We start from the raw sequence: 17,779 nt of genomic DNA on the forward strand, positions 1-17,779 counted from the left end.
ACTTTCTCACTTCGGGGCGGTTGATAACAAATAGGGTCGCCCACTGTACTGCGGGCGATTAGTTTACTTTATCCTCAGCCGGATGTCTTTCTACTAAAGAAGCATTTTCCGAAAATGACTCTGTCTGCGCCAACTGAGCAAGATCTGGCGAGATTGGACGTTTTACTTCCACTCCTAGTTGCTTGAAGCTTTCCGCTTGACGGATCACGTTGCCACGTCCTGTCGCTAGCTTATTCATCGCCCCTTGGTACGTTTGGTTGGCTTTGTCTAATGCACCGCCCAGTCCTTCCATATCGTCAATGAACAAACGCAATTTGTCGTACAGCTTCGCCGCTCGCTCCGCGATCAATTGGGCGTTTTCGTTTTGGCGTTCGTTGCGCCACAAGTTATCTATCGTACGTAGCGCCACCAGCAAAGTGGTAGGGCTGACCAAAATAATGTTTTGTTCCATCGCATCTTTAACCAAGCTCGGGGCAGCTTGAATTGCGACTTGGAATGCAGGCTCCACCGGAATAAACATCAACACATAATCTAAACTCTGGATGCCTTTTAACTGGTGGTAATCCTTAAGGCTCAAGCCTTTGATGTGCGCGCGCAGCGCGGCTAGGTGATCACTCAGCGCCCGCTCTCGTTGAATGTCGTTCTCTGCGTTGAAGTAGCGCTCGTACGCCACCAGCGCCATTTTCGAATCGACCACCACTTGTTTGTTTTGCGGTAAGTGAACTATCACATCCGGCTGATAGCGTTTTCCTGCTTCGTTTTGCAAGCTCACCTGAGTTTGGTACTCGTGCCCTTCACGCAAACCAGATTCTGCCAATACACGAGCCAGAACCACTTCACCCCAGTTGCCTTGCTGCTTGTTGTCACCTTTCAGAGCTTGAGTCAGATTGACCGCTTCTCGGGTCATATGTTCGTTCAAGCGTTGCAGGTTCTTCAACTCATGCACCAAGGTGTGACGCTCTTTGGCTTCTTGGCTAAAACTGTCGTTAACTTGTTTTTTGAACCCTTCCAGCTGCTCTTTTAGTGGAGACAGCAAACCTTCCAAGCTCTGACGGTTTTGCATATCGACTTTGGCGGTTTTCTCTTCAAACAACTGATTCGCTAAGTGTTCAAATTGCTGCTTCAAACGCACTTCTGCTTGCTCAAGAATTTGCAGCTTTTCTGCATTAGCTTGGTTAATTTGCTCGTGGCGCGCTTGCTGCTCACCAAGTTGTGTTTCAAGGCGCGATTTGTGCTCTCGCATCTGCCCTAGCTCATCAAAATACTGCTGACGCTCCTGTTTCACTGCTTCGAAATAGCGCAGTTTTTCCATCGCCGCCATCAATTTACCGTGAGTTTGGCGCACCTCGAATGCCGCTTTATCGCGCTCGTCATCAAGCTCATCCAATTCTTGCTGTGCTTCAGCGAGGCTTTGCTTCACTTGTTCAAGTTGTTGTTGATGAAGCTGTTTTTCAGAGGAGAGCTGTTGTTCGAGCAATTGAGTTTGCGTGGCAAAGCGTTGTTTAACCCACCAACCCACTGCAACACCGCTGATGGTCGCGGTAAAAAGAGAAGACAGAATGAGAGATTGATGCTCAAGAATCCATTGCATAATAGCGAGTTAGCCTGTGTTTTTTATCTTTAATAATGGTATTTACATACTGGATAAATGTCCAGTTTGTTGGATGAAAAATCCTCGCATACACTAGGCGCTCCGTACAACATACTCACACCTGCTCAAACCAACAGCGATGAGCGGTACATCATCAAACAGAGGCATCATGAACGAGCGTCGCGCCCTAGGATTTGGGCTATCAGCGGTATTACTTTGGTCAACAGTAGCGACCGCATTTAAATTGACTTTGGCGGAATTCTCACCGATTCAGATGCTGACCATGGCGAGTATTGTCTCGGCTATTGCGCTCATCGTGGTATGTGGCGTGCAAGGCAAGTTGAATCAGCTCAGTTCAACGTTTCTTGCCAATCCTTGGTACTACTTACTGCTCGGATTGATTAACCCACTGGCGTACTACCTCATCTTGTTTAAAGCATACGACTTATTGCCAGCCTCCCAAGCGCAGGCGATCAACTACAGTTGGGCGATCACGCTCACCTTGATGGCGGCGGTTTTCTTGGGGCAGAAGATCCGCAATAAAGACTGGATTGCTTGCGGCTTTAGTTACTTGGGTGTCATCGTAATTGCCACCAAAGGTAACGTGTTAGGAATGGAATTCGAAAGTCCGCTTGGGGTGGGATTAGCGCTCCTTTCAACATTACTTTGGGCAAGCTACTGGATTCTCAACACCAAAAACAAAGCCGATCCTGTAGTAGGCGTATTATTAGGATTTCTGGTTGCGATTCCGTTTGCGATTGGCTTAAGCGTTTATGAAGGCGCAGACTGGAGCCAAATCACCGCGAAAGGTTGGGCAGCAGTGACTTACGTTGGCCTGTTTGAGATGGGCGTAACTTTCGTGTTGTGGCTAACGGCACTCAAACTCACCGAGAACACCGCACGCATCAGCAACCTGATTTTCGCTTCACCATTCATCTCGCTCATGCTGCTTGCCACCATCATTGGCGAAGAGATTCACCCATCCACTTTGATTGGGTTAGTGCTGATCATCAGCGGCTTGGTGATTCAACAAGTGAAGTTCGGCAAAAAGCAAAAACAGACGAATACCGCTCAATGATGACGTCCGAAACTATTGCAAAAATGAGACACGATTTATAAAAAAGAGAGCTAGCTAACAGTTTACTCGATTAATGAAGTTTTCCTTGCTTGGATTTGTTCGGGCTTTGGATACGATATAGCCAAAGCCCGATATGAACGCTGAGTCAGATGTTCACCATACTATTCCAAGGGCGTTTCAGGATGCTTTATTAATTATGTTTCGCTTCGCTATCTCCCCTGCATTGATGACAGACTGGAAACAGGCTCTGCAACAATGCTGTGATGCCACACAGGCGCACGGTCAGCTTTATACTTTCAGCTACACTCGCCAATGGCGCTTGAGTGAGGTGGCGACATCGCCGCAACATCATCGTGAAATCGTCGCGATTCTCGAACCTGCCACTGAGCACTTTATCTATCCTCAGCTTGTTGTTGAACAAACACCCTTTCAAAACCAAACCTTGAGTTACTGCCCGATATGGCTCCCAAGCGGTGAGCTGTTTGCTGCCTTTGCATTGGTTCATCCAGTCGAGCAAGATACTGTCATTTCTGGATGGTTAAGCGCATTGGCTGGACGTGTCGGCTTTGATGTTGCTCAAACTTACCATAATGAGCAGCAGCGTCACGATGTTCAATTGCCAGACTTACTGCCATCCCTGCAAGAATTCATTGATTGCTTAGAAGACCACACGTGGATAAAAAGCACCGATGGTCGCTACGCGATGACCAACCGAAGCGTTGAAGACTCTTGGCAAATGACCGGCAGTGAAATCGTCGGCAAGAATGATTTCGAGTTGTTCAACAGCCGTCGAGCGAAGAAGTTCATTGATACCGACCAGTTGGTGATCGCTACGGGCAGCCAAAACACGGTCGAAGAGTGCACTCTCATTGATGACAACAACAACCCAACCTGGTTGGAGACCATCAAGTCACCAATCCGCAATCAAACCGGAGAGCTGATTGGTATTTTGGGTATGACACGCAACGTTACTCGCCGAAAAATGGTGGAGACTCAGTTGTCATTGGCGTCGAAAATCTTCGATAACTCCCACGAAGGGATGGTAATCACCGACCGCAAAGCCAACATTCTCGATGTGAACAGTGCCTTCACCCACATCACCGGTTACGCAGCAGAGGAAGTGCTCGGTAAGAATCCGAATATCTTGCGTTCTGGGCATCACGACCGCGAATTTTATCAACAGTTGTGGCGTCAGCTAGAAAGCAAAGGTCAGTGGAAAGGCGAATTCATCAACCGCAAAAAAGATGGCAGCATTTACCCACAGCTCGCCACCATCAGTGCGGTGATGGACGATAAGAACCATCTGATCCAACTATATCTGTGTTTTTGAAGACATCTCGGTACGTAAAGCGCACGAAGAAAAGCTACAACGCATGGCGTTTTACGATCCATTGACCAACCTTCCTAACCGTACTCATTTGATCAGCTTGCTAGAACAGCACATTGAGAATGGTCAGAAGCATCAACACGCCTTTGCTACTCTCTTCCTCGATATCGACCACTTCAAGCACATCAACGACAGCATGGGGCACTTCTGTGGCGACCAGCTCCTGACTAAGCTCGCTGAACGTCTGCAAGATGTGTTGCACTTACGCGCTCATGTAGCACGTATTGGTGGCGATGAGTTTGTGATTATATTGCCGAATATCGAGTCGGATTCGCAGCTGATCGACACTATTGAGGACATACTCTGCCTGTTCAACCGTCCTTTTGAAGTCAGTAAGAGCGAATCTTTACGTATCTCCACCAGCGTAGGCGTGGCACGTTATCCTCAAGACGGACAAGACAGCGAAACCTTGCTCAAGAATGCCGATACCGCCATGTATTTAGCGAAGAAAAACGGTCGTAACGGCTATGCGTTCTACTCACCGGATTTGACCGATAAATCCGTGTCTCACGTGCGTATGCAGTCTGCTCTGCATGAGGCGATTGAGAAGAACCAACTTCATTTAGCTTACCAACCGCAATACAACTTAAGCGCTAACGAACTGGTGGGCGTAGAAGCCCTGCTACGCTGGCAACATCCTGATCTTGGAATGATTTCTCCGGCAGATTTTATCCCGATTGCAGAGAAAACGGGCCTGATTCAAAGCATTGGTAAATGGGTCTTGGAACAAGCTTGCTTGCAAGGTCGCGCATGGCTGGATAACGGCATTGAATTTGGCAAGCTCGCGGTGAACGTATCGGCTCTTCAGCTACAACAATCAGACTTCATCAGCAAACTTGGGGTGATTCTCAAAGAGACCGGATTCCCGGCGCACCGTCTAGAGCTAGAAATCACCGAAAGCTTCCTACTGATCGACCCACAACAAGCCATCGCATCACTCAACTTGCTGCGCGAGCTTGGCATTGAGATCTCTCTTGATGACTTTGGTACTGGTTACTCGTCACTGTCTTACCTCAAAGGTTTGCCAATCAACAAATTGAAGATCGACCGCTCTTTCGTAAGCGATGTTCCAAGCAACACCGACAGCAATGCGATCGTGAATGCCATCATCGCGATGGGACAAACCCTGTCATTGAAAGTGGTCGCAGAAGGCATCGAAACCGACGAGCAAGCCCAATACTTATTCGAGCGTGGCTGTATCTACGGACAAGGCTTCCGCTTTAGTGCCCCAGTTCGTGCCGAGAAGTTGTTTCGTTAGAGATCGCTCTCAAAAGTAATCTGCTCGGATAAAACATCAGCATGTTTTATCTGGGCTTTCTCGAAACTTCTTCTGATTAATTCGACATCCAAGCCCAAACTGCACAGGCTTGTTGAATTGCGAAGGGGAAGAAGCAAAAAATGAAGAACTCAATATTACTCTTGCTCAGTATCATGGGCTTTACCATTGTGCACGCCCAACCAACACCGCCCTCATTACTCGCAACCTATGCTAACTATTTGGCAAACGCATCAGAGGAAAATATCTCAGAGACTTATTGGCAGTATTTCTCGAAGGAGGCACTCACAGGTATCGAGGTAAGCTCTCCAACAACAAAAGAGCAGTTACTGTTCAAACACTTGATGAGGTCAACAAGCAGTGTCTATGAGGTGCATTTCAACGACTATGGCTGCCTTAGCGTGAATGGCAAAAACTCGAACGATGAGCCCATCACGTTCAATATTGAATATGAGATAGAAAATAGCCGGGCGTTGATATCACACATCGATGTGCAGCTGCATAACTCAGAAAAAGAGTTCCCGACCAAAGCAACATGCCCACGAGACTATATGGTGTTTTGAAGTGAAGGATAGGCTGAGCTGAGACAACGCTCAGCCTGCAGAAAATTTTGCTTATGTGCAGCAACAATAAAGATTGCCCGTAAGAATATTTTTAGACAATAAAGTTGGCCCATAGTAACAACTCTACCTGAAAGCATCTCCTTTCTTAGGCTTTCTCCAATTTGGCGCCCACAGTGAGGCATATGAAAAATTGCGATGACCAATGCTTTCTACTGCTAAAAATACATTTAGCTGAGTGTCGGCAGCATGGGATGGGACAAGGCTAGTTTACGAAATGACTTGTTCCGCAATTGTGCAATAGCCTCTTGCACAATTGAGTACTAGAGTTTGCCCAACAGATTGTTGGACAGTTAGGAAGCAACTTGTCTCGCGAATAAGCGCACCCTGATTTTAGCCAAAATAACCGCAGACTTTCCTAATGGAAGTTATTGACTGCTCAAACACGTTTAGAGGGAAAGTTTACTTTAGCCCCCACAATTTTGAGGCCAAAGTTTTTCAGTAAGAACGTAGTCACTAAGGCAACTTACAACGGTCAATTGTCGTGCACTTTTTCAAACTATCGTTTATGTTGGGGGGTAGTGTAACGTTCATGGTCCGTGGCATGATACTGACTCTACCGAAAATCAATCACCTTCAGTGGTCTCGGGTATACTCAACAAACTTCAGCTAGCACAAAAGCTTGTTGTACTAGTAGCTCAAATCACCGATCCTTAATAGTAATCACTTCTAGAAACTCGATATTATCAAAAAGAGCTCTCGAGAAGAAAGTCATCTCTAATCAGTAACTAATCATTATACTGCCGTAAATAGATGAAGTGTAAGGATACCTATTATGAAAAAGTTCGAACTTGCAGATGCTCCAAAAATCAATGTTGAAGAGGTTATCGAGAAGCGTAGACTTAGCAAAGCAAAATTGCTCAAAAAGAAGAACAAAACCTCTCTCACAACAAGATCCCAAATAATAGTCAAGAGAATGAATCTGAATTAGAACCTTTGCTTTATTATTTTAGTCAACATCAAACTCTGAATAGTTCTCATTATTTTTCTAAATAAACTAACTAAAATATATTATATTTTTAAACTTTACCTAAAAAATAATTTTTCGCATATGTTATTAACTTTACTTGAAGATATTTTACTCTCACCTAAATAAAAGGTTTGAATAATAGAATCTAAAATACAATCTTCAGATAAAAACATACATTTTGAACAATTATGCCGCTCACTCTTCAATATTCTTTCTGATAAAGAGTAAGGTTGACTTATGCCAAACCGAAAGTTTTTTATTTCTACCCTATCTAATAAAAAATCAAAAAACTGGCTTGAAAGATCTTCTCTAAATTTTTCAAAGAAATATTCAATTCTTTCATTTGATAGTTCTTTCCTGACTCCATTGTTTTTATAGAAAATAGTATGACTAAATTCCAAATAGTCATCTTTTCTAATCATCGAAGCCCACCAATAAAAATCATCTAATAGGCAAGGCATTATATGAAAAGAGCCTTCCTTATTGTAACTCTTTTTAAGGCTCATATATTGTGTAGGACTTTCAATTCTGTTTATTTCGAGAGGACGAGCTGACATTATGGATTTTAAGCTATCTAAAGCCTCATTATATGTTACTGCCTTAATCTGTATAAGATTTATATTATGATGATTACATCTTACACTATAAAGCCATGCCGACTTAAAATATGCGAACCCAAACTCTTCAATAGATATTTTAATACAAAGAGGGCAGTAGCGAATAAAAAGACTTCCTTTTACACCATTACCATAAGTATGGTGTTTGAAAATCCGGTCAACACATGATAAATGATCTATTGGATTATCAAACTCTCCCGCAGTTTTAATTGCGACTCCAGATTTTCTTAAAAAAATCAATAGGTCAACATCATCGAATTCATCTAGTTCAATATGACATTGACGAGTAAATTGCGGTTCCGCAATCCATTGTCCATTTTTCCCAATAACAGAAGAAAAACTTAAACTGCCAGATACTATTAAGTTTCGGAGAATCCAACTATGGACTGACTCATCACTTAAGTACTTCAACGCAAGCATCGATTTACTATTAATCCGTACTCTATATAAAATACAAAAACATATCTATTTTAAAATCAATATAAAGATAGATACCCACGGGTAAACCCGTAGTACTTACTGTTACAACACTTAAGTGTTGACCAAAATAACAAACAGATAGAGCTTAATGGTTCAGAATGTACTCTCCGCCTTCGACTGCTTGCTGCTGCACAAAGTCCCATTTAGCAACAAAGGGGCTCATATCTACTTGTTCAAGCGCCGAAAATAGCTTCTGATACCAAAACGCCCACTCTTTTCTTTTTAGCGTATCAATCGACTTGGGGCGTGCTTCATCTCGTATTCTCATTTCAAGATGCGTTTGATCCATTGGATTAATTTCATCTTCAATGATTGCTTCAAGCGAACGAAACTGACCTTCCACTCGATTTCGTATTTCATAAACCTCGTCCCACGTTTCAAGTTTGTTTAGTTGTTCATGATCACCTGTTGCCCACCTGACTTTGATAGTAGGCTCAGGATCTCGCAAGTTTTCAAATTGAACTTGTATCAATCCCTTTGCCTCTTCCTCGAATGGATAGAAGGCAAGTCGCTCAGCATTATTTGAATCTCTAAATAAATCCTTTGCTTTTTTGGCATCTTGGTTGCAAACATCGCATAAAGGGATCAGGTTATCTGGATGAACAGCAAAAATCGGGTATTTGGACTTGCAAAGCTGATGGTCATAATCCGCACGCCACTGGTCGCCATCTGCTACTCCAGCCCTGAAAGCAGCAAGCTTCTCCATCCCACAAGCCTTACAGATATTTCCATTCACATCATGTGCGCGAAACACATTGAAGTGGGCCGTAATATCATTGCCACCACATGCTGTAATTACTGGCCCCAAATCTTTCGTTGCACAGTAAAGGTGAGTTGCCACATTTCTCAATTCATTAAAGCAAGGTTTTGGAAGAAAAATCAGAAGGTCTCTGTTCGGGTTTAAGAAGAAGTCACGCATGTTTTGATGGTCACGTACTGCTTCGACCAGTTGTTGTTTAACCGCTTCTCCTGAATTGTTTAAGGCGATAAATAGCTTTTCAAACTTATCCCTAGTTAAGTCGTTTGTTGCTCTAACATTGTTCGCCCTCGCGTTATCCCAGCAGGATTGACCAATATCACCACCAGAGAACAGAGTTCGGTCAAAGTCATTCCTATTTAATGAATGTTCAAGGAAGTGAAACAATTCAGCATTCAGCTGCCTGAACACATCGAATTTAGGTGTATTGGGTGACAAACGAAATAACATTACTGGCTTAATTTCCTAATCAAATAGGCTTTTTCAGCGGATAACCCTAAGTTTTCTTCTATCCATTCTGCGGCGTGCCTATCACCATGTTTTAGCTGCTCTCGGATCTCATCTATCACACTCTGAGAAATGAGTGAGCGAAGCTCAAACAAGTCTTTAATCAACACATCAAATGAAGCACCGTAGGTCTCATTTCTAGCCATGTTCATATCTATCGAACCATTTTCAGCTCGATGAAATTGATAGACATTGCTTCTCTTCAGTGAAGAGACCATGAAGGGTGAGTGGGTTGATATGAATAGCTGACCTTTCTCATTATCTTCGCCTACAACACCTTCTACAAAAGAGTGGAAGTACGTGCGCCAGGATGGATTGAGGTGGGTTTCTGGCTCATCAAGTAAAAACAGTGCTCTACTGTCTTTGTAGATATAAGCCATAGATAAAATCTGAATCAGCTGAGCTTCACCATCGGATAAGTCATCAAATTCAATACACTGGTGACCATCCGTCAACTTTAGAGATAGAGCATGAATGGGCGATTTCCACTTTTGTGGCCTTTTTGCTGAACGGTCGAAATTATCTTGTCTAAGCTCTCGTTTGGTTTCACCCTTCCAAAAATCTGCTGCCAGTAGATGTAAGCGATACAGCTTTTCAAACAACACTTGTGAAGTAAAAAAGCTGCTTTCCAAAACATCTCGCACACGATGATCGCTAAAATCAATCGTGAGTTCGCCCGCCAAGTAGTCCAACTCGAACTGGTCAAAGAACTCTTCTGAGGTTTTACTCACCATTGGCAACGGCTGAAAATTACAAGATGACAAATCCGCTAAACATTCAATCAATTTAGCGATGTCCAACAGTGCACCTGCATCGTGAGTGAACTTGCGCAGATCATAACGAAACTTAACGGAATGAATTTTGTTGAAGCGCTGTTTGCCTTTCCAAATATCTAACTGCACTTCTTCAGGCAACATCCCCATGCTTGCCAACATTAAGGCTGTTGTATCTTGGTCAAAATATTTAAGACGTGGGAGGGGGGTAGCCCTCAGACCAATATCGGTAATATCTGCTATGGTTGAGCCTTGCGGTAAAAGGGGAAATATAGCAGGGTATCGAGTTTGATAGTAATCATATGCCTCTGAAGATTGACGACCAATTAAATCGATATCCTCTTCGGTTAGATACTTCCCTTTTTCATCTCGAGATTGATTAATCGAAGAGAGTCGTCGCTCCCAAGCCCGCTTAACATTCATTACGTCTAAGTATTGCACCGTATTCTTCATGAAAGCACGCTGCAAATTTTCGTTTAAACCTGATGAATAACCAATAATTTGGCTTGGTAAAATCTGTTCTTCTATCCCTGAGTTTTCGTCACTATCCACATCAATCAAGATGTCATCGCGATAGACAGTTACAGTACCGTGCTCATTGATGTTGACAGAATAACGGTTAACTTGACCTTCAGCGTCATAGGGTTGGTTTGTATAACAAATTTCGATAGCTAGTGATGGGAACCAATTGCGACACTTAAAATCTTTGCGTAAATCACGCTCTAAGTAGCCAAATATTTCCGCCACTAACTCAAGTAACTGGGACTTACCAGAGCCATTTAAACCAATGAACGCAACTATATTCCCCTGAGTCAGGGAGAAATCAAAACTTTGATCTTTAAGGCCTTTGTACTGGCCGTTCAGATTTAACGAGAGTAACTTCACAAGTATTATCCTAAGCACTTTCTCAATCTTTCCTCAGAAAGGAAGGAAAGTGCTTCTTATATAATATGGAGCCTGAGCCGTCTCAAAATCGCCTCATTGCACGTTTGTTAATGGGTATAAGGAGTCTGGACGAGGCTAAAGCCCCCAAAGCGAAAACCAAGGATGCATTGAACCACAGTAGACCGTACCCATGACCACCTTTAGATTGCCATCTTAAAAAACACTGTATTGGGTTCTCTGTCATGCTCTGGCTTTACCTGCTTTGCGCTTGGGCTTTGCAGCCGCTCGCTCTGCTTTAATCTTTTTCAGCAGCGCTTCTGCTGAGTTTTCACCAGAAATTAGATCCGGATTTTCTTTGCGCCATTGTTCCGTTAGTTCACCGCGGAAAGCCTTGGCAAGTATAGACTGGGTGAGGTTATTAACTCGCTTTAAAGCTTGATTAACTTGTTGTTCGGTAGTGTCGGCACCAGCCAATAAATTTTCAACACGACGAATAATTGTGTCCACCTCTTCAGAGGTAGTCGGCTTAGCAAATTCAACATCTTTTATGTTTTGCAAATTTAAGCCAGGTTTTCCACCACCATATGCCATTGCTTGGAGCTTTTTTCTACCGGCATTTTGAGCTTTCAAAACAAGTTCAAAGAAAGCTGCTTCACCTGAAGACTTTAACCTAACCAATGCAACATGTTGGCTAATGTATGCATCCTCAAGATTACATTTTATGCGCGCACATTTTGTAACATTTGCACCAGTTATAGTAATGAGCAAATCATCTATTTGAACCTTTGTTCTTTGGCCTTCGACTTTCTCAGGTAATCTCACATAAGCAGCATCTTGGATTTTAAGTTCATCAGAGTTTATATCCTGAGAACGAATAAAAAGAGACCCGCTTTCGGAGTAATATTTTGCCCACCCACGGGAACCACTTGTTACATACTCACATTCTTTGCCAATAGAGCTTTCAAGCCAAGATGAAGGAACCATATAACCAGCAAACTCAGTGTACTTATCTTTCGGACTTCGCAAATCCTCAGTCAGCTTGCCACTCACTGCGGCAGCCAAAACCGATTGACGGAACTGCTTGAGCGTTTCAAGCGCACTTTCTAGTCGAGCTTTGGTCGCTTCAACTTGTGCTAGCAGAGTATCTAGCTTTTCCGCGATGATTTTTTGTTCGGCGAGAGATGGAAGAACAATTTCAATAGCCTCAATGGCTTTACCAGAAATGTTAGGTTGTGCACCACCATAGGCTATATCTAATATTTGCTTGCTTAATGCTGATATCAGATAGTTGCGATAGTTAGTATTTCCATATTCTTCAGAATGTAATTTAATATTGCCAACTCGCTGATTCTGATAGGCTGGTTCTTTGCCTCTATATATACCGACTTTGCCAGTAGTTGCTCCTGACATTGCAATTAACAAGTCATTTTGATGAACCTCAAAACCGTCAATACCGTTTAAAACATGGGCGGCATTATCATCAGAAGCAATATTACCGTTCAGGTCGGATATTCGAATAATTGGGACAGATTGGTTAGACGCCTCAACATAATCCTTACTCTTGAACGCATAACCATTTTTCAAGTACAAGTAATCACCAATAGTTGCACTAACCCAACCTTGGTCAAAAAGTTCATTACTCATCTTTCAGCTCCAACATCCAGCTCAACGAGTAATTTATCTAGCTCTGACAAAGCATCATTCAATTGCTGCTTGGCTTCTTTTGCCAACACACTAGGCTCAGGAAGACTTGAGGCATCGACACTGTCTTTGTCTTTTAGCCAGATAATATCAAGAGAATCGCCTTTACTTTGACGAATCCAATCACGGCTAAAACAACGCCAACGACTGTGCGCTAAATCATTGTCAACGTTTTGGTTTTCTTCGCTAGCGGACTTATCTACTTCAATTTCAAATGCATCGAATGACCATTCCCCTTCTTGACGCGGACTTTGACCATTGGCAACTTCACCATAGACCTTTTCAAAAGGCGCAAGATGGCTGTCATTAAATGGGTTGCGCTTACCAAAACTCGGCATATTAGTGCGAAGATCGTATACCCACACATTCTCTGTGCAGTTTTCTTCTTGCAACTTGTCCTTTGCGCTGCCCTTGGTAAAAAAGAGCACATTGGTTTTAACGCCTTGAGCATAGAAAATGCCGGTTGGTAGTCGCAGAATAGTATGAAGGTTACATTTGTTCATCAGGTCTCGACGAACATCTGTTCCTGTGCCTGATTCAAATAACACGTTGTCAGGCAGCACAACCGCAGCACGTCCGCCTGGCTTCAAATTGCGATAGATATGCTGTAAGAAAGCCAGTTGTTTGTTGCTCGTTGGGTAGGTCAAATCATCGCGGGTGATAGATGCCTCACCACCTTTGCTGGTACCAAATGGTGGGTTGGCCAGAATCACATCCGCTTTTTCTAGGTTTGCACCCACCAGACCTAAGGCGTTACCCAAGTGAACCACACCTTCATCATCACCTTCCATACCATGCAGCAAACAGTTCATTAGCGCTAAGCGACGAGTCGACGGCACAAGTTCCACACCAATAAATGCCTTGTTTTTTTGGAACGCTTGCTGCTTTGTATCGAGGTCGAAATACTCATCGGTCAGCTCTTTCATGTAGCGATCAGCGGCAATCAAGAAGCCTGCTGTACCTGCTGCTGGGTCTTGAATCACTTCTCCTGGCTGAGGTTTGATACAGCGCACCATAGAATCAATCAGGCTTCTTGGTGTGAAGTATTGCCCTGCACCAGATTTAGTTTCATTGGCGTTCTTTTGTAATAAGCCTTCATATAGGTTGCCAAGGCCATCTTTTTCATTGCTAAACCAATCTTTAATCTGATCGAGTGACTTAACGAGCTGCTCTAGATGGCGAGGCTCACGCAGGCGGGTTTGTGCATCGGCATAAATCGCGCTGATCAGCGGATCTGTGTCTTTAGAGAGGTCGAGCAACATTTGCTTGTAGTGGTTGAGCAAGTTAATACCTGACTTGCTGTTCAAATCCGTCCAACGACAACCCTCTGGTAGAGTATGCTTATCCAACGTTTCGGCTTCGGTATTCTCATGCACCATTTTAATGAACAGCAGCAGTACTAGTTCAGTTACATAGTCCGAGTAGTTGATACCGTCATCACGCAGCACGTCACAGAGGTTCCAGAGTTTTTGTACGATGTTATCGTCAGTCATGTTGTTTCCTAGTTCTCTTTCTTAGCTCATCGATAAAATGTGCCAAGTGATTTAATTTGTTTCTGATTAACTGGCGCTTTGTAATGGCCACATAGCTTCACTGAGCTCAGAGAGTACGGTATCCAGTCGGTTTACCAAAATTTTGTCTAATTGTTTAGCACCACCATGATCCGCAAAGCGCAGATTCACAAATTCACGGTCGACGATGACTTCATGAACAAGCTGTTTGGCAAGCCGGTCAAGCCATTTTCGCTGTGCTGGTGTCCACTGATGATTGGTATAAATCCGGTCCATCGCCAGGGCAACACGTTGTTCAAATGGTAATAATGGTTCACCAAAAGCTGCACGGCGAATGTGTCCAATGATACTGGCTGCAATGTCTTGGTTGGTTTGGTTACGCACTGCACTTTGTAGTTTCGCTTCGGCGTAACCGGCTCCATCCAGAAGTAAGCGCACTTCTTTAAGCTGCTCTCGCGTTAAGTCTCTAGGCTTATTGACCACTACCGCTAGCGCAGCAGATTGATTTAACTGTTCTTTAATGAACTGGTTAAAACTATCGAGATAATCTTCAGGGCGTTGGTAAGCACCATAGCTTTGATTGCGCTCTCGTAATTCATCTTCATGGTTAGAGATCACAGGTTTACGTTCACTGCCAATCAGCACTGACACTTCCGCCAGTTGATTCAGCATGCCGCTTTGCTGAGTTACAAACTGCGCCGCCTGTTTGGGCCCCAACTGATGCAAGTGTTTATGCAGCAATTTAGGTTCAACACCCCATAGCTCCTGTAATTCCCCTAGCTTCTCTTTCAGTTTTGGGTTTGATTCGGATTTTTTCTCGGCCTTGCGCAACACTCGCATAAGCTTTTGGCTTAGTTGGCTAAGAATGACGTCCGCGTGCGATTCACCTTGTTGCTCACCAGGACTATTTAGCGCTTTATCCAACGTTTCGGGATCCGTCAGCTCATCCACTAACTGCTCGATAGTGACATTCGGATCTTTCACCAAAGGCTTCATGGTGTTGACCTCGCTCAACGCTGCATAAATATCGACGGGGTCATAAATCCGAAATACGGTTTTACCGATCTCGTCACAACGGCGAGTAGCGCGCCCAATCATCTGCTCATATAAGATGCGTGATTTTACGCGACGAAGAAAAACAAGGTTAGCTATTTTGGGAACATCGATGCCTGTCGTCAGCAAATCAACTGTAATGGCAATGTTGGGATAACGTTCATTCTTGTATTGGCGGATGAGCGTATCGACTTTGTCACTTTGGCCGGTAATCTTAGCGACTGCAGCTTGATTATATTCGCCGTTGTAAAGCTCTTTGAATGCGTTGTCCAACAGACGTTTCACCATATCGGCATGCAAGTCCGTCGCACAGAAAACCATGGTTTTTTCATCACCAAATGGATCAAGTTCCTGTACCAGCTGCTCACAGATGACTCGATTAAAGTTCTCATTTATGACTCTGCGGTTAAACGCATCAACCTCAAACTTAAGCTCATCTTCCAGTTCAGAGGATTCAATCTCACCTGTTTGGGTATTGATAGCTGAGACTTGAGACCCTTTATCAAAGGCAATGCCATTCTGGGTTAGCAAAGTTTCATAACGAATTGGCGGCTCGTGGTCAATTAGCCAGTCATCTGCGACCGCTTCACGATAGGAATAGGTATAAACGGGCTTACCAAAAATCTCACTTGTATGTTTCGCTGGCGTGGCTGTTAAGCCAACCTTAACAGCATCAAAGTAGTCGAGTACTCGACGGTAACTAGACAGATACTGACTTGCATCTCTTGTTGCTAATTCACCCTCGCTCATCTCTTGATCTAGGGTATAGCCACGGTGGGCTTCGTCGACAATTATACAATCATATTGATCGATTGACGGTGGGTTATCCGACATGAATATACGCTTCACCATAGCCTGAACTGTTGCAACTTGAATTCGTGTTTCAGCCTCCGCTGCCATATCACCCAATTCTGCGATATCGTAATTATTAAAAAGGGTTTTATCTTGCTCCAGTTTAGTTTCTCTGAACGAGCCAATTGCTTGATTACCTAGAGCTGTTCGGTCAACCAAAAACAGAATACGTTTGAAACGTTCAGCTTTCAAAAAGCGGTACATCAAGCCAATAATAGTTCGAGTCTTGCCGGTACCAGTCGCCATGGCCAGTAGCGCACTGCGAACATTTTTCGCCAAGGTGCTTTCTACCGCAGTAATAGCCTTTACTTGATAACTACGCAGCTTGAGATAGGCAAACCCTTCTTGTTGTAGAACTTGCTCCGCTTCCTGCTTACTTCGCTTCAGTAAGTCAAATAAACCATCAGGTGTGTGGAACTGCTCTAAAGCACGCTTAGTATTACTAGAGTCACGAACATCTCGGAACCAAGTGCCGGACTGTTCAGCAAGCTGCGGTATATATGGGCGACCATTGCAGGAGTAAACGAATGGAACTTTGTATTGGTCATCGAGCTCGCCTGACCATGCAACCGTTTGCCCTTCAATTTCCCAAGCGCCTAGCATTTGTCCTTCGAGCTTAAAACCTTTGCTGTAGCGCTCAGCTTGAGGGATCTTACCCGCGACATTGGTATTTTCTTTTTTTGCTTCTACTACAGCTATTGGTATCAGACCATGGAATAATACATAGTCAGCTCTGCCGCCTTCTCCATTGTATTTTGTTGGCCATTCTGCAATCGCTTTATTAACGCCTTTTTCTGGACGGGCCCCGTTTTGGTATGTTTGTTCTTGGCTATCAGCAGGCCACCCCGCTTCTGTAAGCTGTTGGTCAATCAGAATACGTGTGAGCTCTTCACTTAAAGCTATGTGCTGACTTGCTTTGCGCGTATTGGCGCTTACTTTTTGCTTTTGAGATACCGAGGCTTTTTCATCCTGCTGCTCTAACTTTTTCTGAAGAGCGCGCAGCTTGGATTCGTATTCTTTTTTTTGTACAGTTAACGCCAACTCGTGCTCTTGGGCAAGTTCGGCAAGTTGTTGAGATTCCTCATCCATAGCCAAAGCCAACGCTTCAAACTCCACTTTTTCTTGTTGGATAAGGTCATTTAATTGCTTGCTGGAATCCAACTCAACGTTGGCATTGGTGAGGTCAGCCTTGAGTTTCTCAATTTCAGACTGCAGCTGACGCAACTGGCTACTAGGGTCTTGTGGTAAAATGAACGGCCCAGGTTTAAAGCTTGAGCCTTGCTTTCCAAAAGATTGATGAAACCAGATCGCGAGTGCTCTCGCCACTTTAAGACCGTCAAGAGCTTCTCGGTGTTGAGTTCTGAACTGGTGAGTCGCTTTGTTGCCTTCAATACGGAGAGTATGGAAAAGCTCACGTACAACAGGCTCAAACTTCAGTTCGCGATTAAGACGGTATAACAGATCGGCTTGATTGGTTTTTTCATCATATTCAACACCAATTAGCACCGCGATATGTTGCGCTAATGCTTCACCTAGCTGTCTGAGCTTGATTAACGTTGTATTGGGATCACTGGAAAAAACACGCTCAGCTCCCAAAGCTAACTCAACGAAAAGTGGGTCGTGTTCTGCAAGAAAAGAGAAGCTACTTGTGTTTTTTATATCCATGAGCGATATCGGTCCGTTATTCAGCAACACCGGACATATTATCATGAATCGATTTT

Annotated in this window: 10 protein-coding genes and 1 pseudogene; 4 read left to right on the plus strand and 7 right to left on the minus strand. The window is 43.8% G+C overall.

Annotated elements, in window-relative coordinates; all coding sequences use genetic code 11:
• Positions 1-58: 58 nt before the first annotated feature.
• Positions 59-1,591, minus strand: a complete 1,533-nt coding sequence (gene rmuC / locus ATB78_RS04500) for a DNA recombination protein RmuC (RefSeq protein ID WP_061007906.1) — start codon at positions 1,589-1,591, stop codon at positions 59-61.
• Between the two features lie 169 nt (positions 1,592-1,760).
• Here rmuC and ATB78_RS04505 point away from each other — a divergent pair, with 169 nt between their 5' ends.
• The 4 genes and pseudogenes from ATB78_RS04505 (at position 1,761) to ATB78_RS29305 (ending at position 6,883) form a co-directional block, all read left to right on the plus strand.
• Entirely contained in the window at positions 1,761-2,669 is a 909-nt protein-coding gene (locus ATB78_RS04505) for a DMT family transporter (RefSeq protein WP_061007907.1), read from the plus strand.
• A gap of 196 nt (positions 2,670-2,865) precedes the next feature.
• Positions 2,866-5,314: pseudogene (locus ATB78_RS04510) on the plus strand (EAL domain-containing protein).
• Positions 5,315-5,454: 140 nt separating this feature from the next.
• A complete protein-coding gene (locus ATB78_RS04515; protein WP_050908305.1) occupies positions 5,455-5,895 on the plus strand; it encodes a hypothetical protein in 441 nt (146 codons plus the stop codon).
• 832 nt (positions 5,896-6,727) lie between these two features.
• Positions 6,728-6,883: a hypothetical protein gene (locus ATB78_RS29305; RefSeq protein WP_155647749.1), complete on the plus strand. Its 156-nt coding sequence runs from the start codon at positions 6,728-6,730 to the stop codon at positions 6,881-6,883.
• Positions 6,884-6,978: 95 nt separating this feature from the next.
• Here the strand turns inward: ATB78_RS29305 and ATB78_RS04520 are convergent, their stop codons facing one another.
• From ATB78_RS04520 to hsdR, 6 genes are all read right to left on the minus strand, one after another.
• A complete protein-coding gene (locus ATB78_RS04520) occupies positions 6,979-7,959 on the minus strand; it encodes a hypothetical protein (RefSeq protein ID WP_061007908.1) in 981 nt (326 codons plus the stop codon).
• A 145-nt stretch (positions 7,960-8,104) separates the two neighbouring features.
• A complete protein-coding gene (locus ATB78_RS04525) occupies positions 8,105-9,226 on the minus strand; it encodes a hypothetical protein (protein ID WP_061007909.1) in 1,122 nt (373 codons plus the stop codon).
• Complete coding sequence (locus ATB78_RS04530) at positions 9,226-10,941, minus strand: AAA family ATPase (protein WP_061007910.1); 1,716 nt, start codon at positions 10,939-10,941, stop codon at positions 9,226-9,228. Before ATB78_RS04530 ends, ATB78_RS04525 begins: the two co-directional genes overlap by 1 nt.
• 240 nt (positions 10,942-11,181) lie before the next feature.
• On the minus strand, positions 11,182-12,585 hold the full coding sequence (locus ATB78_RS04535) for a restriction endonuclease subunit S (RefSeq protein WP_061007911.1): 1,404 nt from the start codon (positions 12,583-12,585) through the stop codon (positions 11,182-11,184).
• Positions 12,582-14,135 (minus strand): N-6 DNA methylase, encoded by a 1,554-nt coding sequence (locus ATB78_RS04540; RefSeq protein WP_061007912.1) that lies wholly within the window; start codon positions 14,133-14,135, stop codon positions 12,582-12,584. Before ATB78_RS04540 ends, ATB78_RS04535 begins: the two co-directional genes overlap by 4 nt.
• Positions 14,136-14,201: 66 nt before the next feature.
• Positions 14,202-17,723, minus strand: coding sequence for a type I restriction-modification system endonuclease (hsdR, locus tag ATB78_RS04545; RefSeq protein WP_061007913.1), 3,522 nt, complete (start codon positions 17,721-17,723; stop codon positions 14,202-14,204).
• Between the last annotated feature and the right edge of the window lie 56 nt (positions 17,724-17,779).

This window comes from Vibrio sp. CUB2 (genome assembly GCF_001557945.1).
Taxonomy (GTDB): domain Bacteria; phylum Pseudomonadota; class Gammaproteobacteria; order Enterobacterales; family Vibrionaceae; genus Vibrio; species Vibrio owensii.